Raw genomic sequence first — 26,282 nt, 5'->3', positions numbered from 1 at the left:
TTGTGATCGCTCAGCTTTCAAGCGCCGTTGGGTCATCGCACCGGTGTCGCTGTGACGACGAGGTTGTCACGGTAGCCTCCGCCGTTGCGATCGTAGGGGCCGCCGCAGGTGACGATCCGCAACTGCCGGGGTCCGTCGCGGTCGAACACCTCGCCGAGGGCGAGACTCGACTTCCGCACATCTTTGACAGTCTGCACCCGGTACGTCGCGGCCGAGCCGTCGGTCGAGCGCAGGACGATCCGATCGCCGGCGCGGACCTTCCGCAACCTCACCAGCGGACCGGTTCCGAACTCCTTGCTGTCCACATGACCACCCAGTACGACGGAACCCGCGGCGTCCCGGGGTCCGGGTCCGTACTGGTACCAGCCGATCCTGGCCGGATCGGGTGGCAATGCCATCTGCCCGTCCGTGGCGACACCCACGGCGAGCACCGGAAGGTCCAGGTTCACCGCATCGATTCGCATTCTGCTGGGCGTGGAAGCAGCCGCCGCGGTGGTCGGAGCTGCTGCGTGGGTGCGAGGCAGGGGTGGAGCGGACGGAGCGCGGGGCTCGGCCGAGGTGGGGGTAGGGCCGAGGGTGCGCGCCGCCGGCCCCGTCCGCTCGTCAGGGGTGCTTCCGCAGCCGGTCAGCAGGCCGGCGACGGTGAGTGCGGCCATCACTGCGATGGCCGCACCGCGCAGCCGGATCACGACCGGGCACGCCGCCGGACTGCCGCCGTACCGAAGCCAACGACGCCGAGTGCCAGCACGGCGAGTACGCCGGTCAGCCACAGCGGAACGTCCGATCCGCTCTGCACAGCCGCCTGCCCACCGGTGCCACCGGGAATGCCGGACGGGTTGCCGTGCAGACCGGAGATCGTCTGTACAGCCAGCTTGAGGTTCTTGTCAGCAGCGCTGCCCCACGCGTACACGATCGTGTTCGTGCCTTCCTTGAGGTTCACATCGGCCGGACCGATCGCGACGGTGGACGTGCCCGCGAGTACGACGTCTGCCTTGACGGTGCCGGCCGGCAGATCGGCCTTGACCTCCTTGGGGTTGGTCAGGGACTTGAAGACGGGCTTGCCGCCGGCCCGGACGTCGACCGCGGGGGCCGCTGCGTCGTGCCGGACCGTGATCCGGGACTGGCCGGCCTTGAGCTTCGAGGTGTCGTTGACGTACGGCGTCAGGACTGGCTTACCCGCAGCGTTCAGATGGGCGACCACAGTGACATTCACGCCACCGGGCACCTTCACGTTGTCCGCCTGGATCACGGCGGCGCCCTTCGCGCCGGCTCCGGCCGCGGTCACCTTCAGGTCGTATGTTCCTTCGGGCAGCTTGACCGGGTCGGTGAGCGTGCCGGGCTTGAAGTTCGTCAGCAGCGCCTTGCCGTTGGCATAGACGTCGACAGTCGCACCGGGGACCGCGTGCAGCACCGAGACGGTCGCAGTGGCGGTCGGCTTGGCCTGCGCGGCAGCCGCGGGCAGGCCGGCGGCCAGCAGACCGGCGGCGACCAGGGCAGTGAATCGACGGACAGACATGGAAACCCTCCTAGGGGATCGGGCCTTCTTGTCCGGTCTTCCGCCGGAACTACCGGGACGGATGCAGCGATCCGGTAAAACTTATGCAAAAGTGATGCAAGGAAGTTGCCGGCACCGAGTCTGGAGGAAGTCGATGAATCAGCGACTGGCCCTCGTCACGGGGGTCACCGGCTACATCGGGGGCCGTCTCGTGCCCGAACTGCTCGCGGCCGACTTCCGGGTCCGGGCGATGGTGCGGAACCCACGCCGCCTCCGCGATCGCGAGTGGTACGACGACATCGAGGTGGTCGAGGCCGACGCCGGGAACGCGGAGCAGGTGCGCACGGCCATGGACGGCGTGGACGTCGCCTACTACCTGATCCACTCGCTCGGGACCGGCAAACGCTTCGAGGCACGCGATCGGCACAATGCGCTGACCTTCGGGTCGATGGCGCGGGAGGCCGACGTACAGCGGATCGTGTATCTCGGCGGCCTGTACCCGGAAGGCGAGGAACTCTCGCCCCATCTGGACTCCCGCCGCGAGGTCGGCGAGATCCTGCTCGCATCCGGGATCCCGGTGACGGTATTGCGCGCCGCGGTGATTCTCGGATCAGGTTCGGCGTCGTTCGAGATGCTGCGGCACCTGACCGAGCGGTTGCCGGTGATGATCACACCACGCTGGCTCGGCACCCGGATCCAGCCGATCGCCGTTCGCGACGTACTGCACTATCTGGTCGGTAGCGCGTCGATGCCGGCCGAGGTCAGTCGCGGCTTCGACATCGGCGGGCCGGACGTGCTCACCTATCGCGACATGATGCAGCAGTACGCGAAAGTTGCCCACCTCAACCAACGGCGCATCCTCACGCTGCCGCTGCTCACGCCTTCGCTGTCGAGTCATTGGGTCGGCCTGGTCACGCCGGTGCCGAGCAGTATCGCCAGACCGCTGGTGGACAGCCTGATCCACGAGGTGATCTGCAAGGAACACGACATCGCGAAGTACGTGCCCGATCCGCAGCCAGGCTTGATCGGATTCGATCGGGCCGTCGAGCTGGCGCTGCTGCGCGTGCAGGACTTCGACGTCACGACCAGTTGGGCCTCCGCCGCGATGCCCGGTGCACCGAGCGATCCGCTGCCGGGTGACCCGGACTGGTCCGGTGGTTCGTTGTACGTCGACGAGCGGGAGAGCGTCGTACCGGTGAGCCCCGAGCGGCTGTGGAAGGTTGTCGAGGGCATCGGTGGCGGCAACGGCTGGTACTCGTGGCGGCTGGGCTGGTGGGCACGCGGTCTGCTGGACCGGCTGTTCGGTGGACCCGGCCTCCGTCGTGGCCGGCGGAATCCGCGCGACCTGTCGGTCGGCGATCCCCTCGACTGGTGGCGGGTCGAGGACCTCGAGGAGACCAAGCTCCTTCGGCTGCGTGCCGAGATGCGACTGCCCGGTCTGGCATGGCTGGAGCTGATCGTCGACCACGACGAGGCCGACCGTACGGTCTTCCGTCAGCGCGCCCTGTTCCATCCGCGCGGCCTGCCCGGTCACCTGTACTGGTGGTCGATCAAACCCTTCCACGGCATCATCTTCGGCGGCATGCAACGCAACATCGCCAAGGCCGCCATCGGCCCGGACCCGCACGGGCCCTAGCCGACGGCGGCGACGTACGAGTCACTCCCCGAACAGCAAGGGGCCGGACCGCGGATTCGTGACGTGGCGGAAGTTGACCGAGTCGGCGAAGGTGGCCGGAACCTTGCCCAGCCCCTGGATGACCGTGGCAGGCCCGTTCGCGTGCCCGACGGCGTACAGATAGCCGGACTGGGTGTCCTTGTCGATGCCGAGCAGCAGCGTGCCGTACTGGCCGCACTTCTCGGCGACCAGCGCGTCGAAGCCCTGCCAGGTCTTCGCGCGGACCTGCTTGACGATCGGCTTCATCGGCGCGGTCAGGGGCAGCCGGATCGTGTAGAGCGCGCCACCGCGGGTGTTGGCCAAGAAGGTGTCGTACGTCGCGGTCTGGCTGATCAGGGCCATCGTCTTCACCGCCGAGAAGCCGCCCGCGGACTGCGGGTTGCCCCAGAACCCGCCCTTGGCGTCCCACCGGGTGAGCGTGCCGTTGCTGTGCAGCGCGTACTGGTGGACCACGGCCCACGGATCCGCGCTCTTCGGGTAGCTCGCGTCGAGGAAGGTCACATCACTCCAGCCGCCACCGATCCGGCTGTTGAGGTGCTGCATCGGGTCGATCTCGCCGGCTTCCGTGACGATGTAGAAGCTGCTGTACAGCCCGGAGCCGATGACCACGTTGCCGTAGTACCCGCGGCCGGGACTGGGCAGGACGAGTTCGTTGCCGATCAAGCTGCTCAACCGGGGCTGGCCGGCGGGGTAGATGTCGGCATAGCGGCTCTTCTCCTGCACCGTCGGTGGCGAGCCGGCAGTGATCACCCTGGCCGTGTGATCGCCACCGGCGGTCACCGACCCGGACGTCATCGTGCATCCCGCGGTGGCGGCTGTGTCAGCAGCCAGTGCCTCACCCGGAGGCCCGGCCAGCATCCCCGTCATCAGCGCGGCCGCAGCAGCCAACCGCCCCGCAGTACTGAGTCGTCCCGACATGGTGACCATCACTCTCCGAACAGCATCTGGGCGTCGCCCTGACGGATCTGGCGCCGGAAATAGACCGGGTCGGCGAAGGTGCCCGGCACCTTGCCGAGCCCTTGGATCACGGTAGCCGTGCCGTTCGCGTGGCCGACGGCGTACGCGTAGGCGGACTGGGTGTCCTTGTCGATGCCGACCAGCATCGTGCCGTACTGACCGCACTTCTCGGCCACCAGCGCGTCGAACGCCTGCCAGGTCTTCGTGCGGACCTGCTTCACGATCGGCTTCATCGGTGAGGTGCGCGGGATCCGGATCGTGTAGAGCGCCCCGCCGCGGGTGTTCGCCAGGAAGGTGTCGTAGGTCAGCGTCTGGCTGATCATTGCCATCGTCTTGACGGCGGCGAACCCGGTCGCGGACTGCTTGTTCGCCCACTTCGCCGTACCGGCGCCGTTGTTGTACTGCATGTCCCAACGGCTCAGGGTCCCGTCGGCCCGCAGCTGGTACTGCCGGATCAGGTTCGGCAGTTTGGGGTAGTCCCAGAACCGCGTGGTCTCGAAGAAGGTGGTGTCACCCCAGCCGCCACCGACCAGGTAGGTGGTCGGCCTGGTCCGGTCGACGTCCCCCTCCAGGGTGATGTAGTACGACGTCGCGTACATGGAGGAGCCGAGGACGGTGTACCCGCCAATCGAGGCGCCGTACCCGATGACGTCCGGATCTGCCTCCAGCGACCCGCTCACCCGGACCGCGCCGGGCGGGTAGACAGCGGTCTCTGATCGGTCGGTCGTCGCCGCCCCGACCGTGACCATCTTGCCCGCGTGATCACCCCCGGCGGTCACCGATCCCACATGCACATAACAACCAGCCGACGCCCGCGCCGTCACAGCCGTCCCCGCTTGCGCGGCCCCAGGCGTAAGCCCCACTACCAACACCGCGGCAACCGCCGCCCTACTCAACCGACCGGACATACCCAGCCTTTCGGGGTCGCAGTACGAAGCACTCCTGCCTACTCGATACGCGCCGGCTTCGGAAAGTTACGCCGATCCCATGATTGTTATCTCCCTCAGCCATGACCGTCGACCACCCGTACGATGCGGTCGTGACGAGGGGACGGCTGGCGTGGTTGCGGATCACTGCCTGGGTCATCGACTGGCTCTGCATCTCGGCGTGGGCACTCGTGCTGGTCCCGCTAGGACTCCTGCTGCGGGGAGTCGATCTGCCGGTGTGGATCCTGAACGCGGGGTCGTTCCTGATCCTGGTTCTCCCGGTCACGCTCTGGTTGGCCTGGCGCGAATCCGCCCGAGGCGCGACCCCGGGCAAGCGCCTGCGCGGCCTCGCCGTCATCTCAACCCGAACGGGCCGGAAGCCGACCTTCCTCCGCGCCCTGTCGCGGAACGCCTTGAAAGTCGCCTTGCCCTGGGAACTCGGTCACACAGTGGCCTATGGATTCGCCACTCAGCCAAGCCCTGAACCTTGGCTCATCACACTGACCATCATCGTGTCCGTCGTGATGCTCACCTGGCTCAGTTCGCTCTTCTTCCCGGTCTCGCCGTACGACGCCCTCGCCAGAACCGCGATCCTGCCTACGGGGTGAGGACGATTCGGCCGAAGACTTCGCCGGTGTTGATCTTCTGGTGGGCCAGCACGGCTTGATCCAGGGGCAGTACGTCGTGGACCACGGTCTGCAGTTCGCCGCGGGATGCGGCGGCGAAGTGCTCGGTTCGCACCGTACGGCGATCTGCCTCGGGCACTGTGTCTGCGCTGAAGGTGGCGAACGACAATGACCGCTGGAACGCCGACATCAGGTGCTTGCCGAAGTCCGCCGGCGGCTGACCTCCGACGATGCCGACGGCAACCATCCGGCCGTTCGGCTTGAGCTTGCCGAAGTACGACGGCATGTCCGGGCCGGCGACGACGTCGATGATGACGTCGTACTCGGTGGGGGAATCGTTGCCTCCGGCACCGGATCGGTCCAGCACGTGGGTTGCGCCGAGTTTACGTAGACGATCGCCTCGCTCGGCGGACGACGTCGTGACTGCGACCGCGCTAGCCGCACGAGCTGCCAGTTGGACGGTCATGATCCCGAGGCTTCCCGCCGCGCCGCGGACAAGAACAGACTCGCCGGGAGCGAAGTGTGCCTGCGCGAGGCCGAAGTGGGCGACGACTCCTGAGCTCCCGAGCGTCACCGCGGCGACGGGGGAGAGGTCATCGGGAAGGGGAACCAGTTCCTCGGCCGGGGCGAGTGCTTGTTCGGCGTACCCACCGCCGACGCCGGTCGCTGCCCACACGCGCTGACCGATCCATGCTGGGTCGACGCCGTCGCCGACCGCTGTCACGGTGCCCGCTATCTCGCCGCCCGGAATATGGCCTTCCTTGAAGCCATAGGCGGCGAGCGCGCCGCTGAGGATCACGGCATCGACGCCGCCGACGCCGATCGCCTCGGTGCCGATCCGCACCTGGCCACGGCTGGGTGTCGGAGTGGGGAGGTCGATGACTTCCAGACCTTCGGGCTTGCCGAACGTCTTGATTGCGACTGCTCTCACTGTCGTCTCCTGTTGCTCGGATACCCCCTACGTCCGGACGTTAACGGACGCCACCGTCCGCTTGGCTAAAGTGAGAGTCGTGACCGATCGTTTGCCTCACACCCTGCGCGCCGACGCCCAGGACAATCGCGAACGCATCCTCGAGTCGGCGCGTGCGCTGTTCGCAACCCAAGGTCTGAACGTGTCGATGCGCGAGGTTGCCCGGCATGCGGGTGTCGGCCCGGCCACGCTGTACCGGCGTTTTCCGACCAAACAGGCGCTGGTCACCGAAGCCTTCACGGAGCAGCTGCATACGTGTCGCGCGATCGCGGACGAAGGGCTCGCCGATCCGGATCCTTGGCGTGGCTTCACCGGGGTCATTGCGAAGACCTGTGAGCTGCATGCGCGCAATCAGGGCTTCACCGACGCCTTCATGTCGGCGTTCCCGAACGCGATCGACCTCGCCGCAGACCGTGCGTACACGGTGAACGCCATCTCCGAGCTGGCCCGCCGCGCCAAGGACACCGGTCACCTGCGCGAAGACTTCGCCCTCGACGACCTGATCCTCATGCTGATGGCGAACCGAGGCATCCAGGCCCCATCACCAGCCGCCCGAGTAGCAGCCTCCCGTCGCTTCGCCGCCTTCATCATCCAGGCCTTCCAAAGCTCGCCAACCCGTTCCCCCCTCCCACCTCTGCCTCGCCTCGCCTGACGCCCGGCGGCTGTGTCCGTCAGCGGGCTCGCGATCGATGGTCCGCGATGTGGGGCATGTGCGTCTCGGCCCATTCCCGCAAGGCAGCCAGCGGCTCGTCGAGGCTGTGGCCCAGTGGGGTAAGGGAGTAGAAGACCGCCGGCGGGATGGTTGCCTCGACCCGGCGGGTGACGAGCTGATCGTCCTCGAGCCCGCGCAAGGTCTGGGTGAGCATCTTCGCCGAGACCCCCGGCGTACGCCGCTTGAGCTCGGCGTACCGCAGTTCGCCCGCCTCGGCGAGCGTCTTGACGATCATCGCGACCCACTTGCCACCAATCCGGTCGAGCAGCTGCCGAGTCGGACAAGCCGGACTGAACAGGTCACCGCGCCGCGAGGTCACCTCGGGGTGACCAGGTGTCCCGAAAGTGCGGTCTTCCATCGTGCCTCCGCGGTTTCTATCGTCGACCAGGTAACCAACGGTAACCGAGGAGGATCTGTTGATCGACACTGGCGCCGGTCCGGCGGTGATGCTGCTGCACGGCTTTCCGCACACGCCTCGACTGTGGGATCGGGTCGTACCTGGGCTTGCGCAGACGCATCGGGTGATTGCGCCGGATCTTGTCGCGGGGGGATCCGCGCTGGAGTTGGCGGACAGGCTTGAAGGGCTGCTCGACTCTCTGGGCATCGAGCGTACGGCGATGGTCGGTATCGACGCAGGTGTGCCCGCGGCGGTGGGATTCGCGCTGAAGTGTCCTGACCGCATCGATCGTCTGGCGGTGATGGAGGCGGTGCTGCCAGGGGTCGCCGGAGCCGAGGCCTTCGTGGAGCGTGGCCTGCCGTGGTGGTTCGGCTTTCACCAGGTTCCCGGGTTCGCGGAGAAGGTGCTGACCGGTCATGAGCGCGAGTACGTCGAGTGGTTCTTGCGCGCCGGAACGGCGGAGGGTGCTGGCGTGGGACTCGAACTCACTGACCACTTTGCGTCCGCCTACACAGGGACCACAGCGTTGGCCGGTGCCTTCGAGCACTATCGCGCCATGCCTCGGACAGCACGGGAGTTGGCGAGGCTCCTGACTGCGAAAAGCCTGAAGACACCCGTTCTGGTGATCGGCGCTCAACCTGTCGGGCCGGCACTCGCAGCCTCAACTCGGTCCTGCGGCTGATGACCTCACCGCACTCCAGTTCGACGACTGCGGTCACCTGATACCGCTGGACGCTCCCGATCGTCTGCTGGAGGCGCTCGTCGCCTGGCTCAGCCTGCGCTCCACATCGTGAGACGGCGACATGAATGTCTAGTGGGTCAGTAGACTTTGGGGTGTGGCCCGCTCGTACCCGTGGGCCACACCAAAGTTGCTCTCGGCCCCGTTCACCAGGCGGGGCCGCGGGTGATGCGGCGGTCGACCGAGGGATCCGGCCGCTCTCGGTTCTCCCGGGCAGAGGGTACGGCGAGCTGCCCGGGAGAGCCCTGCGCCGAGGCCGTCTCGATCAGGGCTGCGGCTGGAATGCCCTTGTTCTGGAGGGCTTCCACGACTGCGCCGGTGAATCGATCCGGGCGGTTGCTCGATGCGTGCAGGTCGCGCAGATCCACGCGTCCTTCGGCCAGTAGGGCCAGCTGGGGATGCAAGGTCGCGAACGCGGCAGCGAAGTCATTGTCGGTGCGGCTGGTCATGGTGCCGTCAGGTTTGGCCTTGTAGACCTGCTTGCTTCCGTCCTCCGCGCGAATGGTGAGCCGTACGACGACGCCCGTACGACGTGCTTGGTGCAGCGCGTCGACCATCGGCTGGTACGGGTGCTGTTCGTCAGCACGAACGGTGACGCGGACCGTCGCCGGTCTCGGCGGTCGGGGCGCGTTGGCCGGATCCCAGCCGGCCAACGCAGGTTCACCGGCCTCCATCCTGGCCCGCATCGCGTCGTAGTCGCGCCGGAACATCGTCAGGTACGCCTCACCCGTCGCGGCGCGGTGCAGCGAATCGGAGCGAGTCACTCTGGGCCTGCCATGGCGGCCGACTTTGCGGCGGTCGAACTCCAGGTGGTAGTCGACCGCCACCTTGACCGTGACGACCTCTCCGGACTCGTACACACCGACCTCGTGTCGCGCGCCGACCGTGCTGCTGTCCTTCTCGGCGACCTGCTCGCCCTTGGTCCTGGAAGCGGTCAGCGCACCACCGGCGATGGTTCCGCCGACGGTCCTGGTGGTCGGCAACAGCCTGTTGCTCTGTTCGGTCAGCTGGCTGGTGTGGATAGCGCGGGTGTTCTCGCCGAGCTGGACTTTGCTCGTGTCGTCGGGATTCGAGACGAGCTCGAGCCCGGAAACCTCCGCTCGGACGCGCACCACCACGCTCCGCCGCGGATGCCCTGGGACCGGCAGCGGGACGAGCTCGTGGCCCGCCGCGTCGGCCATCTGCCGGAACGCGACGCTCCGGCCGGAGGCCCCGAGCGCGGTCTCGAGCGTGGTCTTGTGCTTGCGGGCGCCGGCGGCGGTGAGCAGATCCGGCCGACTGAGGCGGCGATAGACCGCCTCGAACAGCGTGTTCACCTGGGCGTCGCCGGTCCGGTAAGGCTGGGTGCCCTCCGCCAGGTAGTTGGCCGGCAAAGTCACCGGCCGGTGGTCGAACGGCCCGGCATCGGCCTCGGCCTCGGCGGACACCGGCCTGACCACGGACGAGGGGACGAACATGCCGAGACGCCCACTCGACTCCCGCCGGGTTGGCGAGGTCAGGTCCGGATCCCCGCCGGGCAGCCGCGACTCCTCGACGTCGACGATCAGCCGGAAGTCTCGCTCGACGCGCGTGGTGTTCAACCAGAACGCCTCGCTGATCCGTGCCTTCACATCGGAGCTGGCCGAGGTCGCCGTCGCCCCGAGCCCGGTGCCAACCCCGACCGACGCGCCGATCCCGACGGAGCCCGAGCCGCCGACGCTACCGTCGTACGACGTTCCTGCGGCGGTGTTGCGGCTGCGCTCGCGAAAAGCCCACTGCTGCACGAGATTCCAGGCGTCCTCACGCTGATCCGTCGCGTCGCCGCCCTCGATGGTGACCGGCCCGTCGAAGGCCAACCGGACGCGCACCCGCAGATTCCGCCGCATCCCGGCCTTGTCGATCGAGTACTCGCGGACCAGGCCGCCCGGGTCGAGCATGCTCTCCAGGTGCCCCCGGCCGCGTCGACCGGCGAAGTCGCCGTTGAGTGCGCTGGTGAGGACGGGATCGTCCAGCGCGGCCGGATCGTGGCGCTCGATCGCGGCGTACACCTCACGCAGCAGATCGGTGTCGTTTCCCTCCAGATCCTGCAGCGAGGTCCGGTCCACGAGCGCCGCACCCATCGTGGTCTGGTAGTGGTGTGGCAGTTTGACCTCGACCCGCTGGCGTGTGATGTCTTCGGCCTTGACCAGCACGTCAGCGAGCGTGTCGTCCGGAGTCGGCTGCAGACCGGCCACCGTCCGAAGTCTGTCCGCCAGTCGCGCCGCGAGGCCCTCGGTCACCTCGGTGTTCTCCCGCAGATACCTCCGGATCAGGGCAGTCGCTGTACGCCGCGGGACGGCGAGGTTCCCGTTCAGCAGTCGCTCGACCGCGTCGGACACCTTCGCCAACGGCAGGTCCAGCTTCCCCTGCCCGTACGACCGCAGCGCGTCGCTCTCCGGCACCGTGAGTACGACCGCGCCACCGTCCACCTCCACCGCACGGACGTCGGCGCCGCCGGCTCGCAGCTCAGCCTGAAGGACCAGATCTCCCCAGAACTGATAGTGCTGCCCGGCCCGGAGCAGGGTCCGCTCGACCCCGGCCGTGCTGGTCTCGGTGCTCGCCGCGGAGCTGCTGACCGTCTTCGTCCCACCCAGCGACAGGCCGGCCGCCGCACCCAGGCCGACGCCGCCGGTGAGGCCGGTCGTCCGGCTGGTGGTGGTGCCCGCTGTACCGGTGACGCTGTCCATCGTGGTGTTGAGGTCGGCAATGACGGGGTGACCGCTGCCGACGTACCGGAGGTTCTGGATCCGGTTGGTGATGCTCAGGCTCGAAGGGCGCGGGGTGAGGCCGCGGCGCGCGACGGCTTCGAGGAGGTCGGAAGGCGCCGGGTTGACGGCCAGCCCGGTGCGGAACTTGGCGGTGAGCAGTTCCGGCCGGGCGACCAGGTTGCGGGTGGCCACGAACCCGCTGACATGGTGCAGGGCGGCGCTGTCGGCCCGGGCCAGTTCGGGCACCGCCTCGGTCAATCGCTCGATCGGGTCCCGGGCGTCGATGTGCTGGATCGTTGCCGTCTGCAACAGCCCGGGATCGACCAGGCCGGCCACCGAGGTGGTCGGCTCGTCACCGCGATCGCAGAACTCACTGTCCAGGCACACCTGGGACCGGCCTTCGGCCGTCGCCAGCGGTTCGGAGTCGCCGTACGCCGTGACCTCGGTGATCTCGATCGTGTGCGGTACGTCGAAGACCGCGACCCGCGCGCCGGACTCGGACATCGACATCCGGTAGGCGGAGTTGGCCAGGCTCCAGCTGGAGAACCGGCCGAGCGGAGCACGGCCGTAGCTGGCCCCGACCTGCGCCGGCCCGAGGTTCAGACCGACCTTGGCCGACCACGGCAGGCTGCTCGATGTGCTGCCGGATCGCGCGACCGAGTTCACACCCATGTCGAGGTTGACGACGGTGTCGCTGTCGGTGAGTCCGAGCAGCTTGGCCCGGTCGAAGTCCTGCTTGACCGAGATCCGATAGGTGTGGACGCTCGGCGGCCGACCGGTGTGATGCCTGGTCAGATGGAACAGGGCACCTTCTTGCGTGAGGTGGTCGTAGCCGATCTCGAACCGCGGCTTGGCGAGTTGCCGGCCGATGCGCTCACGGTTTTCCGCCCGGCTGAGGATCAGAGCGTCGTCCTGCCCGGCCAAGTCGGCTGGCACCGGTTGGCCTGCCACGAGTGGGGGAAGCAGAGCGTCGTCGGACTGGTTGGCGAGGAACTCGTGCAACACGGTCTCGGCACCTTCGAACTCACGGATGATCGCCGGTCCCGCGCCGCGCAATTGCCCAGGCCCGTTGCCGAGCCAGACCGGCAGCCGAAGGTCCTCGTCGGTCTCCTGCGGATCGCCCCGGAGCAGCAACCGGCCGTCGGCTCCTCGGCGTGGGTTGCCGTCGGCATCGCGAAGTAGCGCACCCGCAGGCACCGGCAAGCCGTAGCGGAACGCCTCCCGCTCGACCATCCGTAGACAGACGTCTCCTTCGCCTGCGACGGTGAACGCTGCCTGGCGGTCAAGTCGATGGATGGTGACCTTGTGCCGCATCCGGAGCTTCATGGCGAGTGTCGGGCCTAGTCGGTGGCCACTCCAGCGAGTGCCCTGATCTGACGTGCTCATACCGTCGTCGGTGCTGGTGGCGCGACCGGCCCGCAGTCCCGTCGAAGTACCGGCGATCGTCTTGGACGTGCTTGTCGTCTGCCCGCCGACGGCACCGGAGGTGCCGACCCGCCAGAAGTCGATTCTGTGGTCGGGTGAGCTGTCGCTCAGCAGCTCCGCGGACTCCGGTTCCACGAACGTCTCCAGCTGGGCATAGGCCACCGGCCGGCCGCCGCTCGTGATGAGCCGCCACAGTCCGCCCGGCTTGGTGGACTCGTCCAGCCTGGTCATCGCGTCCTCGACCAGCAGGCCGCGGAGTCGGTCGTGGCCGGCGCGATCGAGCCGGCCGAGCCGCTCCCGGAGACCCGCGACGGCCTGGTCGCACAGCTCGGCCAGTCCGTCGGCCCGGGTCGCGACGTTCTCGGGCAGCGTCGTACGGCGCTTTTCCGGCGATCCGAGTGATTGCAGCGAGACGGTCTCCGTCGGCGGGCCGACGGTGTAGGTCTCGCCATAGCCGAGGTCGAGTGAGGCCGCGTCCTGAGGATCGCCGGCGTCGACGGCGTGCGTCGGTGACCACGGGCCGCGCGCGGACGAGCGGATGCGCCAGGACCAGCGCGGTTCGGTCGAGCGGTAGTGCAGGATCTGGCCGCGGAGCACCTCGACCGCGCCGGTGAACATGAACTCCGTCGCACCGCCGCTGGTACTACGATTGCGGCCGGTATCGACCTCCACTCCGGGGGCGGCCAGTGCGTGGGGGAACGCAGCCGCCAGGCCCTTGAGGCTCACGCCGGCGGTGACCCCAGTAGCGTCGGTGGAGGTTGTGTTGATGCTGGCCGCGGCCTGAACCATCTGCCCGACCCAGGCCTCGTCGAAGCTGACCGGGCTGTCGAGGACCTCCTGCAGCTCGCCGAGGTCGAGCTTGAACTCGATCTGGATCAGGTCGTCGACGTCAGCACGTGGGTCGTTGCCGACGGTCAGGACCAAGCCGTCCGGGGACAGTAGCCGCCGGGTCTCTGCACGCAGGGCGCCGTGCAGCTCATCCGGCGTGAAGCGGTACGGCGCTTTGCGTCGCGCCAGCGCGTCATTCAGCTGCCGGCACAGGACAGTGAGGTGTGGCAGCCGACCCGACGGGAGCGCGTTGTGCTGGACGATCGTGGCCGGCATCGTGGCGGGCGCAGCCGCGATCGCTCTGTGCCGCTCGGCCGAGGCAAACTTGCTCGCCGCCCGGAGACGCAGCTTGCGGGCCCGCTCACCCGCGGCCTCGTCCCGGCACGCTTCCTGCTCATCAGCGGCCCTGAGCAACTCCTCTGCCGCAGCCACAGCAGCAGCCGCGCTCGCAGCCCGAGCCACAGCTCGAGTTGCAGCCCGAGCTGCAGCCTGACTCGCGGCCTGGTGCGCATGCTGAACGGCCGCCGCCTGCAGATCGCTGACTTGACGGTCCGCGCGCGTCTCCACCGGCTGGAAGGCCGGCGGAGGATGACCACGGCGGCTGATGGCCCGCTCCAGGTCGTCCTCGATGGACCCCAGTTCGCCGCCCTCCTGACTCTCCTGCCACGCTCGATGTGATAGTTCATTGTCGGCTATCTCAACTGAAGAACTGCACTATTAGTCCATTGATCCGCATCGTGGACATAGTCCAGTGGCCCGGTTGCCTTCGGGAAGAATTGTTGCTGTGACGGCTTACCGTGCGGACGACGAGCGTTATCAGCGGATCGAGTACCGGCGGGCCGGCCGGTCCGGGCTCGTACTCCCGGCGTTGTCGCTGGGGCTCTGGCAGAAGTTCGGGGCGGACTACCCGTCCGATCGGCAGCGCGAGATCGTGCTGCACGCGTTCGACCTCGGCATCACCCACTTCGACAACGCGAACCGCTACGGTCCGCCGTTCCGGGCTGCCGAGACCTTCTTCGGGCAGGTCCTCCGCACCGACCTCGCGCCGTACCGCGACGAGCTGATCCTGACCACGAAGGCCGGCAACCCGATCGGCCCGAGCCCTTACCTGCAAGGCGGATCACGCAAGTCGCTGCTGACGTCGCTCGACCACAGTCTGCGCGACCTCGGCACCGACTACGTCGACATCTTCTACCATCACCGTGCCGATCCCTCGACCCCGCTCGAGGAGACCGTCGGTGCGCTGGTGACCGCGATCCAGCAGGGCAAAGCGCTGTACGTCGGGGTTTCGAATTACCCGACCGATCGAGCCCACGAGGCGGCCGAGCTGTTGCGGGCTGCCGGCGTACCGCTGCTGGTGCATCAACCGCGGTACTCGATCTTCGACCGGACGCCGGAGACCAGTGGGCTGCTCGAGCTCGCGGCGACCGACGGGTTCGGACTCGTTGCCTATAGCCCCTTGGCGCAGGGACTGCTGACCGACAAGTACCTCGACGGGAACATCCCGGCCGATGCGCGTGCGGCCGCGTCCGCTTTCCTCAAGCCCGATCAGATCAACGACGTCTACCGCGAACGGGCCACCGCGCTGAACAAGCTCGCCGGTGAACGCGGTCAATCGCTCGCGCAACTCGCGCTGCAGTGGGTGCTGCGCCGGCCGGAGATCACGACCGCACTGATCGGCGCGAGCTCGACCGCGCAGCTGGACCACAACGTCGCCGCTCTCGCCTTCCCGCCGCTGACCGACGAAGATCTCGCCGAGATCGATCGCCATGGCATCCATGGCACCGCCCAGCGGACCTGATCCCCAGGAGAGACATGACCTCGCCAGACACGTCGTTCCGGCTCCGGTACGGCTCGGAGCTGCCGTTCGATCCACCCTCGGTGTGGTCGGAGGTGATCGCCCGTCAGCTCGACCACCGCTCGGTGCGTAGCTACCGTCCCGATCCCGTCTCCGACGAGGCCCTGACCGCGCTGGTCGCCGCGGCGCAGTCAGCACCGACCTCGGGCAATCTGCAGTTGTGGAGCGTCGTCGCCGTCCGCGAGGACGACCGCCGGACCCGGCTCGCGACCCTTGCCGGTGATCAGGACTTCATCCGGCAGGCGCCGCTGTTCCTGATCTGGCTGGCCGATCTGGCCCGCGCCCGGCAGGTGACGACCGAGCTCGGGGCCGCGACCGCGGAGGGCGCCGACTTTGTGGAGGCCGCCGTACTGGCGTTCGTCGATGTCGCGCTCGCTGCCCAGAACGCTTCGCTGGCGGCCGAGTCACTGGGGCTCGGGACGGTGTTCGTCGGCGCGATCCGCAACCGCCCGCTCGATGTCGCCGCCGAACTCGGCCTGCCGCCGCACGTCTTCCCGGTGTTCGGGCTGACGGTCGGTCATCCGGACCGGATCGCCGAGACCGCGGTCAAACCGCGCCTCCCACAGCAGGCCGTTCTCCATCACGAGCGCTACGAGCTGGGTCCGCAGGCAGCCCAGGTCGAGGCCTACGAGGCGACCCTGAACGACTTCTACTCCCGCGCCGGCCTACGCGCCGGCTGGATCGACCGAGTCGCCACCCGCTTCGGCAGCATCACTGGCCTCAACGGTCGGGAACACCTCCGCCAAGCCCTCAACACCCAAGGCTTCCCCCTCCGTTGAGGGTGGACGTGAAGGTGTGTTCGAAGCAGGTGCTGTCGGCGGTGTAGCCGACCAGTTGAGGTGTGCCACTGGGAGTGTCGATCGTGCGGCCTGAGGAAGGCCCGTCGAGGACGACGGAGACGGGGCGCAGGCGGTAGCGGACGACATCGTCGCGTGGGCCGCGGACGAGCGAGGTGGCGGCGAGGGCGTCCCACCAGAACATGATGTTGAGATCGATGAGCGGCGGCAGGTCCGGCTGGGTCAGGATCGCGTGGACCAGCCGGGCTTCGACCGTACGGGCGGAAGCCCCGAGCCGATCGACGTATGCCTGGGTGATCATCACATGGTTCGTCGCGTCGAGTGGGACGATCCGGACCCGGCCAGCGGGCATCGTTCGGAACACCTGATCGGCCGCGATCGGGTCGATCCAGAGGTTGACCTCCTGGGTGTTGTCGAACCCTCCAGTGGTCGAGCCGAAGAGATTGCCCGGTACGTCGAAAGCCCCGCCCATCATGTAGAGCGACGCGATCCTCCGCGCGACCCCTGGGTTCTCGCGCAGCGCCGCGGCCACGTTGCTGACGGGACCGGTCGCCAGCACCGTCACCGGCTCACGTGAACTGAGAACTGACTTGGCGATCAGCTGTGCCGCGGTCAACGACGACGGCTGATTGGGTCGATCGGCGTCCCCAAGCGCTCCGGTCAGGACACGTTCGAAGGTCTCCCGCGCCTCCGGCGGGGCCGGATGCACACCAGTCGGTGAACCATCGGCCACCGGAACCCGGGGCAGACCGCACTTCTCGAGAATCGTCCGCGCATGCGTCAACGACCGGCCCGCCGTACCGATGCCGTTGTTCGTCACCGTGACGGCGCGCAGCTCGATCCGGCCTTGCTTGTGCGCCTGACAGAGGAACGCGAGCGTCGACCCGTCGTCGAAGTCCAGATCACTGTCGTACACAACCGGAACGGGCCGGTGCCCGACCGGTCCCGCCGTGGCAGCCGGGGCCAATCCGACGCTCAACAGTGCCCCAGCCGCCAGTGCGGCAACAGTCCTCCAGAAACGCGACGTCCGTACGCCGGGCATGGCTCGTGTCATCGACAACTCCAGGGTCGAACCGATGGAGGTGCCGAGTCTCGTCGACGTCCCTTTCAGAACGCTTTCAACCGGAATGGCTCAGAAGGCTGCTGCGACCGGGATGACGTCGGAGCCGATGCGCTCCAGTACGTCGAGGCGCGGGACCTGCGGGACCATACCGATGGCCGCGCTGAAGCCGAGCCCGTGGAGGCGACCGAGTTCGTCGATCAGCTCGCCGGTCTTCTCGCCGTTCTCGCCGGTATCGATCAGGTGATAGACGGTCTTGGTGATCTCGTCGTAGTCGCGGCCCTCGCGTTCGCAATGCTGTTTGAGCACGTCGAGCTTGTGTTCGAGATCCGGGGTGTTGAACAAGTTGCACGCCTGCGCGTACTTCGCGACCAGGCGCAGCGTCTTCTTCTCGCCGCCACCGCCGACCATGATCGGCGGATGCGGCTTGCTGAGCGCCTGCGGGACGTTCATCAGTCGCTCGGCCTGGTAGTGCTTGCCCTGGAACGGGCCGTCATCGGCCGACCACATCTGCAGCAGGTACTGCAGCGTCTCCTCCAGCCGCTCGAACCGCTCGGCGACCGGCGGGAACGGGAAGCCCAGCCCGCGCGATTCCTCCTCGTTCCAACCGGCGCCGAGCCCGATCATGCTGCGGCCACCGGACAGTACGTCGAGCGTGGTCATGGCCTTCGCGAGCAGGCCCGGCTGCCGGTAGTGCACGCCGGTGATCACCGTGAGCAGCTTGGTGCGTTCGGTGTGAGCGGCCAGGAATCCGAGCGTCGTGTACGCCTCGAGCATGTCGTTCTCCGCAGGCCCGACGCCGCGGATCTGGAAGAAGTGGTCCATCACCGCCAGGTAGCCGAAACCGGCCTGGTCGGCCGTGCGGGCGACGGCCGCGAGCTCCGGTCCGAGCGCAGCCGCGCCGTTCGGCCAGGTGAAGTCAGGAATCTGCAGACCGAGTTCCATCCGGGTGTCCTTCCGAAGTGATGTCCTCTCCACCTAACACCCGCGGGCAACCGGATTCAATCGATCGGCGCTCCGTGCTAGTTGTCCTCGGCAACCATCACCCAGCTGACCTGGATATCTGGGGATCTCGTCGGTGTGATGGTCAGGGTGATCCGGCCGTCGTCGCCGACCACAATGCCGCCGTACCGGGTGGCGGTGCCTGTGCTCGTGAAGAGTCGCTCCTGGTCGACGACCGTGCCGTTCACGGTGACCTGCGCGGCGCGGTTCGCCCACGGCCAGGGGTCGTAGTAGCCGGCGTGGACGGAGTACGTTCCTGGCGGCAGACCGGTGAAGGTGTACACGAGCGGCTCATGGTTCTTCGCATAACGCAAGGCCGTGTAGAGGTCGCCGTTCGCGTCGCCGGCCGGTGCGCTGTCGCCCGTGTAGCCCCAAGTGGTCCCGGTCGTGGGATCGACACCCAGCGGTTGGTCGGGCGCCGAGTTCAGTAGCGCCGAGAGTTGGGTCAGCCGGGTCCAGTCCGCGGTGGTGGCGCCGCCAGCGTGTACGACGTACCGCAGACCGTCGGGTACGACGAGCACCGGACGCGTGAAGGTCCGTCCGTCGGAGAGTGTGCCAGTGACCTTTGCCGGACCGGCCTGTGCGACATCGGCCGCATTCCAGGTCACGGGCATGCTGCGAGTCCGGGATCCGGTCTTCACGACGACTTGGGTCGGCAGCGTGCTGGTGCCACCGAGCGGGACGTGGTCCGGGATAGTGGTCTGCACGGTCCATGGCTGGTACGGCGCGAGATCGCCCAGCGACCACTCCTGGTCAGGCCCGATCGTGAGACTGCCGCCCTCGCCGAAGCTCATCGGCATCCAGACGTACGGCGCGTTGGCCAGCTCGTCCGGCGTCCATCGGTCACCCATGAACGCGAAGCGGTTCCGCGCGGGATCGATCGGGATCACCGACGTACTCTGCGACCTGTAGGTGTCGGCCGCGCCGGGCCCGGTGATCGGTGTACCACGGTCGGTCCAGCTACCCAGGATGCTGGTCGCGGTCGCGTCGCGCGCGGGATTCGGGTCCCATCCGGTCGCTCCGGACGTGATCAGGTGATAGGTGCCGGCGACCTTGAACAGCGCCGGAGCCTCGCGCTGGTTGCAGGCGAGTGTGCGGACGAAGTCCTTGCCCGGTACGGCGTTCTCCGGTCGGGCGGACAGGTAGGTGTAGGCGCGGTTCAACTTGGAGATGTACATCGTCCGGTTCTCTTCGGACGAGTAGACGATGTACCCGGTCCCGTCGTCGTCGACGTACAGGTTCATGTCCCGGGCCATCCCGCCGGCGGGGTCGAACGCGGGGGAGGTCCCGCACCACGGGACGGAGTCGCTCGGGACGCGGTTCAACCGGTACGAGTCGGTCCAGCGGAACGGGCCGAACGGCGAGTCCGAGATCGCGACCCCGGCTTCGGCTCGCGCGTAGGTCGACGTACTGGTCGGCGAGGACGGCCCGTCGGAGTGAACCCACATCACCCACTTGCGGGTGGAGCGGTTGTAGATCACCTTCGGACGCTCGAGGATCGACGGCGCCGCCCAGCCGTCGGTCCGGACGGCGTTCGTCGACAGGTCCCGCCAGACCATGCCCTTCTGGGCGGGCGTGTAGTGCTTGTAGAGCTTGGCGAAGTACTTGTCGGTCTCGAACTGGTCCTGCGAGCTCATCGCGCGGAGCGCGAGCCCGCGGTCGGTCCAGTTGTAGAGGTCGTACGACGAATACACGTGTACGCCGGGGCTGTCGAAGTAGCCGTTGCTGCGGTCCTCGCCGTACCAGTACCAGATCCGGCGACCGGTGTGGTCGGTCGCGGGCACGACCTGACCGCCGTGCGCCTGGATCACCTTGCTACTGCGGTCGAGCCACGGCTGACCGGGACGGAAGGAGTGGTAAGTGGAGGTGCTGCCGGATGATGCCGAGCTGCTTGGTGCGGCCAGGAAGGCGACTGTCAGCACAGCGCACAGGGCAATCAGGAGCTTGCGGCCGAATCGACTACGGGAAAGGTCCATGGGCGGTGTCCTCACCTCGAGCGGGGCGATCCGGGCATACCACCACGGCAGCCATGTTTACGCAACCATTGGTGCCCTGGTTACTCGTCCCGGAAGGGGCGTAGCTCGATTCGGCGGTCGCAGTGCTTCGACGCCTCGACCGCCAGCTCGCGTGCCGTGCCGAGATCGGGCGCCTCGAGAATCCACAGGCCGCCGAGATACTCCTTCGACTCGAGGTAGGGACCGTCGGTGAAGACCACCTCGTCGCGCCGGTTGTCGATGACGGTCGCGGCGCTGGGCGAGGCCAGGCCGCCGGCGAAGACCCAGTGGCCGTTCGCCTTCAGCCGGCTGTTGAACGCACCGACGGGATCGCCGTCGTGCTCGGCCGGACTGGCTGAGGTCGACTCGTTGTCCACGACGGAGAGCAAGTACCGCATAGCAATCATCCTTCCGGTTCGGGCCGCCCTCCTGGGCTGCCGTTCACCCTTGCTACGAACAAGAGCGACCCGATCCGACACCGCCCGCCAAGATCTCGTTCGCTACTCGCCTACGAGCGGGTCGGTGGGAGTGGCCCACCGGAAGTAGGTCGGGTCGTTGAAGGTGCCGGGGACCTTGCCGAGGCCTTGGATGACTGTCGCGGTGCCGTTGGCGTGGCCGACGGCGTACAGGTAGGCCGATTGCGTGTCTTTGTCGATGCCGAGCAGCAGCGTGCCCTGGTTGCCGCACTTCGTCGCAACGAGGAATTCGAAGCCCTGCCAGGTCCGGCTGCGGACCGGTTTGACCACTGGTTTCATCGGTGCCGTCGTCGGGATGTGGATCGTGTACAGGGCGCCGCCGCGGGTGTTCGCGAGGAACGTGTCGTAGGTCTTGGACTTGCTGATCAACGTCATCGTCTTCACCGCCGCGAAGCCCGGGGACGTGCCGGTCACCTGCCAACCTCCGCTGGTGGAGGTCCATCTGAGCAGTACGCCGTCGCCGCGCAGGCCGTACATCGCCGTACGCGGAACGGAGGTCCCTTCTCGATAGCGAGACTCCCCGAACGCGACGATGTCACCGTAGTCGCCGCCGTCGACCTCGCGGACGAACGAGCCCCGGTCGAGTTCGTGGCCCCCGACGAGCGTGTAGCCGTTGTAGACCACGGTCGAGCCGATGATCACGTGGCCGGCGACGTAAACCCCGCGCGGATCCGGGGAGGCGTACATCGAGCCGCTCAGCCGTACTTGACCGTCGAACGGATCGGCCGCGACAACATGGTCGTCGGTTCGCGTCGGAGGTGAGTTCGCGGTGATGCGCTGCGACCGGTGGTCGCCGCCGGCCGTGACCGACCCCAGATCCATCGTGCACTTGCCGGCGCTCGCATCGCGGGCAGTCGTCGGCACAGCGTCCGCGGCGCCGGGAAACAAGCCGGCGGCCAACACTGCGGCCGCACCCAGTACTACCGAGCTTCTACGAACAAGCCTGTCCTTACCGCGCATGACGCAACCCCTTGTGACCTGACCCCCCAGGTTGCAGGCTCCGTGCCGGCAGCAGATCGTTACCCGCTAGATGCGGCCAAGCCCACAAAAGTTGCACAGCCGCACCGAACCGGCCATCTCCTTGTCATGAGCAACTAAATGTCACCGGCCACCTTCATACCTGAAGGCAACCGTCATCGTTCTGAAACAGTCGGGCTGTCACCTTTTCTTCGTGGGATGCGTCAGTGTGGCGAACCATTTCGATCAGGATCAACGGAGAACAACACGATGACTGCCAGGATGAAGAATCCCGCCATGGTCCTTCCGGACGCGATGACGGGGATCCAGAACATCTACAAGGCGATGCACAAGGGCGGTGTCCCGGAGACCACCCTGGAGCTCGTGCATCTACGGGCGAGCCAGATCAACGGTTGCAGCCCATGCGTGGACGCCGGGGTGAAGAGCGCACGGAAGGCCGGTGAGAGCGACGACCGCCTGTTGCAGCTCGTCGCCTGGCGCGAGTCGGACCTGTTCACCGACGCCGAGCGGGCCGCGCTCACGATGGCCGAGGCGGCGACCCGGCTGGCGGACAACCCGGAGGCGGTGACCGACGAGATCTGGTCGGACGCGGCGGATCACTTCGACGAGCAGCAGTTGGCCGCGATCATCCTGATGATCGGCATCACCAACCTGTTCAACCGACTGAACACCACGATCCGTGAGCCTGCCGGCGCCACCTGGAACTGAGATTCACGGTACGCACGCGGCCGCCCCGGCGAGGATCCCCACTCCTCGCCGCGGCGTGCCCTATGTGCTCTCAGTGAGCGGTGACCAGGCCGGTGCGGTAGCGGCCGGGGGTGACGCCGTACTCGCGTTTGAAGGCGGTGGCCAGCGCGATGCCGGAGCCGTAACCGACCTGCCGGGCGACGGTGGCGAGCGGCTGGTCGGACTCGCGCAGGAGCCGGGCGGCGGTCGTCATACGCCACCAGGCGAGGTAGCTCATCGGCGGACGGCCGACCAAGGTGGAGAAACGGCTGGCGAACGCGGCGCGCGAGAGACCGGCGGACGCCGCCAGATCGGCCACGGTCCAGTCTCGCTCGGGCGCCTGGTGGATGGCGTCCAGGGCGCCGCTCACCGCGGGATCCTGCAAGGCGAGCGCCCATCCCGCCGCCGGGACTTCTTGGGCCTGCTCCTCGAACCAGGTGCGCAGGATGTAGAGCAGAAGCGTGTCGATGAATGCCCCGATGACCCCGGTCGCCCCCGGCCGAGGCGTCAACAGTTCGTCGCCGAGCAGGCCAACGGCAGCCCGGAGCGAGTCGCGCTGACCGAGTTTGGCCGGAAGGTGGATGACCGGAGGCACGGCGGTGAAGAGCGGATGTGGTCGCGCCGTATCCAGGACGTAGGCGCCGCACAGCAGAACGGTCGCCGAGCTGTCGACGCTCGGCGTCGGGACCTCACGGGCCGGATCGAACGGCCGGGCCGGAGTGTCGGGATGGTCGACCAGAGCGTGTGGCGCGCCGTGCTGGAGGAAGACGACGTCGCCGACTCCCAACCGGATCGGTGCGGCGTCGTCCGGCGGCAGCAGCCAGCACGAGCCCTGCAGTACGACGTGGAACGCGGCGCCGTAGTAGTCGCGGAAGTGCATCCCCCACGGGGCGGCGAGGACATGGCGCTTCGAATGCGGTCGGCCCGTGCGCATCGCGGCGATCGCATCGGTCAGTACATCCATACCAGGAGTGTAGAACGTCAAGACGATGAATAAGTCATCCAAGACAAACACTTATTGAGCATCCAGCGGACAGGTCCCTAGCCTGCTTGTTGAGGCTGGCCGCCGGGGCCGGCGTACCAGGAGGAACGAGATGACGAGAGCCGTTCGGTTCGATCGGCTGGGTGGGCCCGAGGTGCTGCGGATCGAGGACGTCGAGGTCGGCGATCCCGGGCCGCGCGAGGTGCGGCTGCGCGTCGACGCGATCGGGGTCAACCGGGCCGAGACCAACTTCCGCGAGGGGACCTACATCTATCCGCCGGCGCTGCCCGGATCAGGACTCGGGTACGAAGCAGCCGGTGTCGTCGACGCGGTCGGCGACGAGGTCGACGACTTCGTGCCGGGCGATGTGGTCAGTGCGCTGCCGACGTTCCTGATGACCGACTTCGCGACGTACGCGGAGATGGCGATCCTGCCGGCGCGAGCGCTGGTGCGGCATCCCGACACGGTCGATGCGCCGCACGCTGCGGCGACCTGGATGGCGTACTCGACGGCGTACGGGATGCTGCTCGAGTTCGGCGGACTCGCGCCGGCGGCGCCGGTCCTCATCACAGGCGCGTCGAGCAGCGTCGGGATCGCGGCGATCCAGGTCGCGAACAGCATCGGCGCGATTCCGATCGTGACGACCCGCACCGAGGCGAAGCGGCAGCGACTGCTGGATGCCGGCGCCGCGCACGTCGTCGTGACCGAGAGCCAGGACGTCGTGAAAGAGGTTCTCGCCGCCACGAACGGCGCGGGGGTGGCGCTCGCGATCGACGCGGTCGGTGGGGCGGGACTGAACACCGTGATCCAGACGGTCGCTCCGGGCGGCTCGCTGGTCGTCTACGGCTGGCTGGATCCGGCGCCGATGCCGTTGCCGGTGCATCCCGATTTCCGTGCGCGCAACGTTCGTACGTACGCCTTCACCGAGGTCACCATGGCCGACGATGCCCGGCTCGAGCGGGCGAAGCGGTTCGTCACCGCGGGGCTTCGCTCCGGGGCGCTGTCGCCGGTGATCGACCGCACGTTCGACCTGACCGAGGTCGTCGAGGCGCACCGCTACCTCGAAGCCAACGCGCAACTCGGCAAGGTCGTCCTGACCGTGAACCACAGTTGAGCGGCCTCCCGGAGCCTGGTCCCGGCGAGGTCCGGTGGCTTGCGGCGTATGACGCGCAGTTGCGTGGTGCGAGTGAGACCGGGCAGGCGCCCTCGAGTGTGGACGGGCCGGTGATCCGGATCGAGTTCGCGAATCGCGGGATGGTGAGTTATCGGTCTCTCGCCGGTCTGGAAGACGGCGAGGTGGACGCACTGATCGCCCGCCAGCGTGACTTCTTCGCGGCGAAGGGACAGGCGGTCGAGTGGAAGTATCGCGGCCACGACGTCCCGGTGGATCTGCCGGACCGGCTCCGTGCGGCGGGATTCGTCCCGGAGGATCAGGAGACCGTCCTAGTTGCCGACAGCATCGACATCGCAGATCGGCTGCGCGGTCGGGAGTCCGTTGCCGGTGTCACCCTTCGACCGGTTCACGATCGCGCGAGCATCGAACGGATCGCGGCGATGGAGTCGGTTGTGTGGGACCAGGACTGGTCCTGGCTCACCGACGATCTCGTCCAGCGCCAAGCCGCCGGGCAGATCGAGATTTATGTCGCCGAGGTCGCGGGGGAGGTGGTGTCCGCGGCCTGGGCCGTCTACAAGAAGGGCACCGACTTCACCGGTCTCTGGGGCGGTTCGACGCTCGCCGAGTGGCGTGGCCGGGGTATCTACAAGGCGCTGGTCGCGATCCGCGCTGCCCGTGCGGTCGACCTCGGTTACCAGTACCTGTACGTCGACGCGTCGGACGACAGTTCCCCGATTCTGCAACGCCTCGGCTTCGTCGCGGTCACCACCACGACGCCGTACGTCCATACCCCAGCCTGACAAGGAGATTCGTGTGAATCACATTCCCGAGCGGGAGATCGCCGAGCGGCCGACCGGCTACCAGGGACCGAACCTGAGTCCGGTCGGCCTGAAGCTGCTGCCACAGGAGCTGGCTCCGGGCGTGCTGGCGCTGATGGCGAACCTGCCGCCGAAGGACAACAACGGTCTGATCGTCGGCGAACAGTCGGCCCTGATCGTCGACGCGGGCATCACCTCGGATGTCTCGCGGCAGATCCAGGACCTGGCAACCGAGCTGACCGATCGTCCGGTGCGGTATCTGGCCAACACGACCTACCACGGCGACCACACCTTCGGGAACGCGGCGTTCCCACCCGAGATCACGGTGATCTCGTCGCGCTCGAACAAGGCGAACATGTCCGATCTGGACTTCGAGAAGAAGATCCGCTCAGGGAACATGTACGGCGACGAGGGGCTGCTCGACGCGGACCAGGTCTGGCGTCTGCCGGACGTCGTCTTCGAGTCGTTCGCGGAGGTCGACCTCGGTGGGCGGACGGTGCAGCTGTGGCACTTCGGTCCGGGCAACGGCCCCGGCGACACCGTCGTATACGTGCCTGAGGCAAAGATCGCATGGACCGGCAACTTCCTCTGCGCGGCTGGTACGGCGCACATGCTCCTGCAGGGCGGTCCGGAGCCCTACATCGAATCCCTGTCCGCGATGCGGAAGGCACTGCCGGACCTGGAGACCATCGTTCCGGGACACGGCCCGATGGGCAACGGTCCCGAGTCGATCACCTGGTTGATCGACTACCTGGATCGCCTGCGCGCAGACGTGACCCGGCTGCACGATTCGGGCCGCACGGTCGAGGAGACGATCGAGCAGTGCCCGTCCCCGTTCGACGACGGCCTGGATCCGCGGTTGCTCGCCGGGCTGGCGACGTACCAGCTGCCGCGGCAGCAGGTGGTCGACCAGTTCCTTGCCCTGTGCCACAACCTGCACAAACTCAACATCCTCGCGATCTACCGGCTGCTCGAGGCCGGCAGATCGCCCAAGTAGATCT

23 protein-coding genes are annotated in these 26,282 nt (G+C 67.7%); 10 read left to right on the top strand and 13 right to left on the bottom strand.

Annotated features, from left to right (window positions below):
• Positions 1–32: 32 nt before the first annotated feature.
• A complete protein-coding gene (locus AB0L70_RS36280) occupies positions 33–689 on the bottom strand; it encodes a class F sortase (protein ID WP_363691367.1) in 657 nt (218 codons plus the stop codon).
• Positions 686–1,516 carry a DUF4397 domain-containing protein gene (locus tag AB0L70_RS36275; RefSeq protein ID WP_363691366.1) on the bottom strand — a complete coding sequence of 277 codons (831 nt, stop codon included), beginning with the start codon at positions 1,514–1,516 and terminating at the stop codon, positions 686–688. Before AB0L70_RS36275 ends, AB0L70_RS36280 begins: the two co-directional genes overlap by 4 nt.
• A 133-nt stretch (positions 1,517–1,649) precedes the next feature.
• On the opposite strand from AB0L70_RS36275, the gene AB0L70_RS36270 reads away from it, so the two are divergent.
• Positions 1,650–3,131 (top strand): SDR family oxidoreductase, encoded by a 1,482-nt coding sequence (locus AB0L70_RS36270; RefSeq protein WP_363691365.1) that lies wholly within the window; start codon positions 1,650–1,652, stop codon positions 3,129–3,131.
• A gap of 21 nt (positions 3,132–3,152) precedes the next feature.
• Here the strand turns inward: AB0L70_RS36270 and AB0L70_RS36265 are convergent, their stop codons facing one another.
• Complete coding sequence (locus tag AB0L70_RS36265; protein ID WP_363691364.1) at positions 3,153–4,088, bottom strand: hypothetical protein; 936 nt, start codon at positions 4,086–4,088, stop codon at positions 3,153–3,155.
• 8 nt (positions 4,089–4,096) lie between these two features.
• On the bottom strand, positions 4,097–4,906 hold the full coding sequence (locus AB0L70_RS36260) for a hypothetical protein (protein WP_363691363.1): 810 nt from the start codon (positions 4,904–4,906) through the stop codon (positions 4,097–4,099).
• 260 nt (positions 4,907–5,166) lie between these two features.
• Here AB0L70_RS36260 and AB0L70_RS36255 point away from each other — a divergent pair, with 260 nt between their 5' ends.
• Positions 5,167–5,661, top strand: coding sequence for an RDD family protein (locus AB0L70_RS36255; RefSeq protein WP_363691362.1), 495 nt, complete (start codon positions 5,167–5,169; stop codon positions 5,659–5,661).
• On the opposite strand, the gene AB0L70_RS36250 is transcribed toward AB0L70_RS36255, so the two are convergent.
• Complete coding sequence (locus tag AB0L70_RS36250) at positions 5,651–6,610, bottom strand: zinc-dependent alcohol dehydrogenase family protein (protein ID WP_363691360.1); 960 nt, start codon at positions 6,608–6,610, stop codon at positions 5,651–5,653. The two genes, AB0L70_RS36255 and AB0L70_RS36250, sit on opposite strands and share 11 nt — an antisense overlap.
• 79 nt (positions 6,611–6,689) lie before the next feature.
• On the opposite strand from AB0L70_RS36250, the gene AB0L70_RS36245 reads away from it, so the two are divergent.
• Entirely contained in the window at positions 6,690–7,301 is a 612-nt protein-coding gene (locus AB0L70_RS36245) for a helix-turn-helix domain-containing protein (RefSeq protein ID WP_363691359.1), read from the top strand.
• A gap of 19 nt (positions 7,302–7,320) precedes the next feature.
• On the opposite strand, the gene AB0L70_RS36240 is transcribed toward AB0L70_RS36245, so the two are convergent.
• A complete protein-coding gene (locus AB0L70_RS36240; RefSeq protein WP_363691358.1) occupies positions 7,321–7,719 on the bottom strand; it encodes a helix-turn-helix domain-containing protein in 399 nt (132 codons plus the stop codon).
• Positions 7,720–7,777: 58 nt separating this feature from the next.
• Between AB0L70_RS36240 and AB0L70_RS36235 the strand changes: the two genes are divergently transcribed.
• Positions 7,778–8,440, top strand: coding sequence for an alpha/beta fold hydrolase (locus tag AB0L70_RS36235; RefSeq protein WP_363691357.1), 663 nt, complete (start codon positions 7,778–7,780; stop codon positions 8,438–8,440).
• Positions 8,441–8,643: 203 nt separating this feature from the next.
• Here the strand turns inward: AB0L70_RS36235 and AB0L70_RS36230 are convergent, their stop codons facing one another.
• The gene (locus AB0L70_RS36230) at positions 8,644–13,908 is read right to left on the bottom strand and encodes a hypothetical protein (protein WP_363691356.1); all 5,265 of its coding nucleotides are present in this window, start codon (positions 13,906–13,908) and stop codon (positions 8,644–8,646) included.
• A 343-nt stretch (positions 13,909–14,251) separates the two neighbouring features.
• On the opposite strand from AB0L70_RS36230, the gene AB0L70_RS36225 reads away from it, so the two are divergent.
• The gene (locus AB0L70_RS36225; RefSeq protein WP_363691379.1) at positions 14,252–15,277 is read left to right on the top strand and encodes an aldo/keto reductase; all 1,026 of its coding nucleotides are present in this window, start codon (positions 14,252–14,254) and stop codon (positions 15,275–15,277) included.
• 14 nt (positions 15,278–15,291) lie between these two features.
• On the top strand, positions 15,292–16,113 hold the full coding sequence (locus AB0L70_RS36220) for an NADPH-dependent oxidoreductase (RefSeq protein ID WP_363691355.1): 822 nt from the start codon (positions 15,292–15,294) through the stop codon (positions 16,111–16,113).
• Here AB0L70_RS36220 and AB0L70_RS36215 read toward each other — a convergent pair.
• The 5 genes from AB0L70_RS36215 to AB0L70_RS36195 all read right to left on the bottom strand — a co-directional run bounded on the left by AB0L70_RS36215 (position 16,085) and on the right by AB0L70_RS36195 (position 21,623).
• Positions 16,085–17,185 (bottom strand): nucleoside hydrolase, encoded by a 1,101-nt coding sequence (locus AB0L70_RS36215; RefSeq protein ID WP_363691353.1) that lies wholly within the window; start codon positions 17,183–17,185, stop codon positions 16,085–16,087. The two genes, AB0L70_RS36220 and AB0L70_RS36215, sit on opposite strands and share 29 nt — an antisense overlap.
• A gap of 78 nt (positions 17,186–17,263) precedes the next feature.
• On the bottom strand, positions 17,264–18,136 hold the full coding sequence (locus AB0L70_RS36210) for an LLM class F420-dependent oxidoreductase (RefSeq protein WP_363691352.1): 873 nt from the start codon (positions 18,134–18,136) through the stop codon (positions 17,264–17,266).
• Between the two features lie 77 nt (positions 18,137–18,213).
• Positions 18,214–20,169, bottom strand: coding sequence for a glycoside hydrolase family 43 protein (locus AB0L70_RS36205; protein ID WP_363691351.1), 1,956 nt, complete (start codon positions 20,167–20,169; stop codon positions 18,214–18,216).
• 80 nt (positions 20,170–20,249) lie between these two features.
• Positions 20,250–20,585: a YciI family protein gene (locus AB0L70_RS36200; protein WP_363691350.1), complete on the bottom strand. Its 336-nt coding sequence runs from the start codon at positions 20,583–20,585 to the stop codon at positions 20,250–20,252.
• Positions 20,586–20,687: 102 nt separating this feature from the next.
• A complete protein-coding gene (locus AB0L70_RS36195) occupies positions 20,688–21,623 on the bottom strand; it encodes a hypothetical protein (RefSeq protein WP_363691349.1) in 936 nt (311 codons plus the stop codon).
• A gap of 267 nt (positions 21,624–21,890) precedes the next feature.
• Between AB0L70_RS36195 and AB0L70_RS36190 the strand changes: the two genes are divergently transcribed.
• A complete protein-coding gene (locus AB0L70_RS36190; protein WP_363691348.1) occupies positions 21,891–22,349 on the top strand; it encodes a carboxymuconolactone decarboxylase family protein in 459 nt (152 codons plus the stop codon).
• Between the two features lie 70 nt (positions 22,350–22,419).
• On the opposite strand, the gene AB0L70_RS36185 is transcribed toward AB0L70_RS36190, so the two are convergent.
• The gene (locus tag AB0L70_RS36185; RefSeq protein WP_363691346.1) at positions 22,420–23,331 is read right to left on the bottom strand and encodes an AraC family transcriptional regulator; all 912 of its coding nucleotides are present in this window, start codon (positions 23,329–23,331) and stop codon (positions 22,420–22,422) included.
• Between the two features lie 130 nt (positions 23,332–23,461).
• On the opposite strand from AB0L70_RS36185, the gene AB0L70_RS36180 reads away from it, so the two are divergent.
• From AB0L70_RS36180 to AB0L70_RS36170, 3 genes are read left to right on the top strand one after another with little or no spacing between them, the layout of a single operon-like run.
• The gene (locus AB0L70_RS36180) at positions 23,462–24,463 is read left to right on the top strand and encodes a zinc-dependent alcohol dehydrogenase family protein (RefSeq protein ID WP_363691345.1); all 1,002 of its coding nucleotides are present in this window, start codon (positions 23,462–23,464) and stop codon (positions 24,461–24,463) included.
• Positions 24,460–25,263: a GNAT family N-acetyltransferase gene (locus AB0L70_RS36175; protein ID WP_363691344.1), complete on the top strand. Its 804-nt coding sequence runs from the start codon at positions 24,460–24,462 to the stop codon at positions 25,261–25,263. The genes AB0L70_RS36180 and AB0L70_RS36175 overlap by 4 nt, the downstream gene beginning before the upstream one ends.
• Before the next feature lie 13 nt (positions 25,264–25,276).
• Positions 25,277–26,278 carry an MBL fold metallo-hydrolase gene (locus tag AB0L70_RS36170; RefSeq protein ID WP_363691343.1) on the top strand — a complete coding sequence of 334 codons (1,002 nt, stop codon included), beginning with the start codon at positions 25,277–25,279 and terminating at the stop codon, positions 26,276–26,278.
• The last annotated feature ends 4 nt before the right edge of the window (positions 26,279–26,282 follow it).

This window comes from Kribbella sp. NPDC051952 (genome assembly GCF_040680855.1).
GTDB lineage: Bacteria > Actinomycetota > Actinomycetes > Propionibacteriales > Kribbellaceae > Kribbella.
The sequence above is the reverse complement of the archived record's forward strand: the minus strand, read 5'-3'. Positions and strand labels throughout refer to the sequence as shown.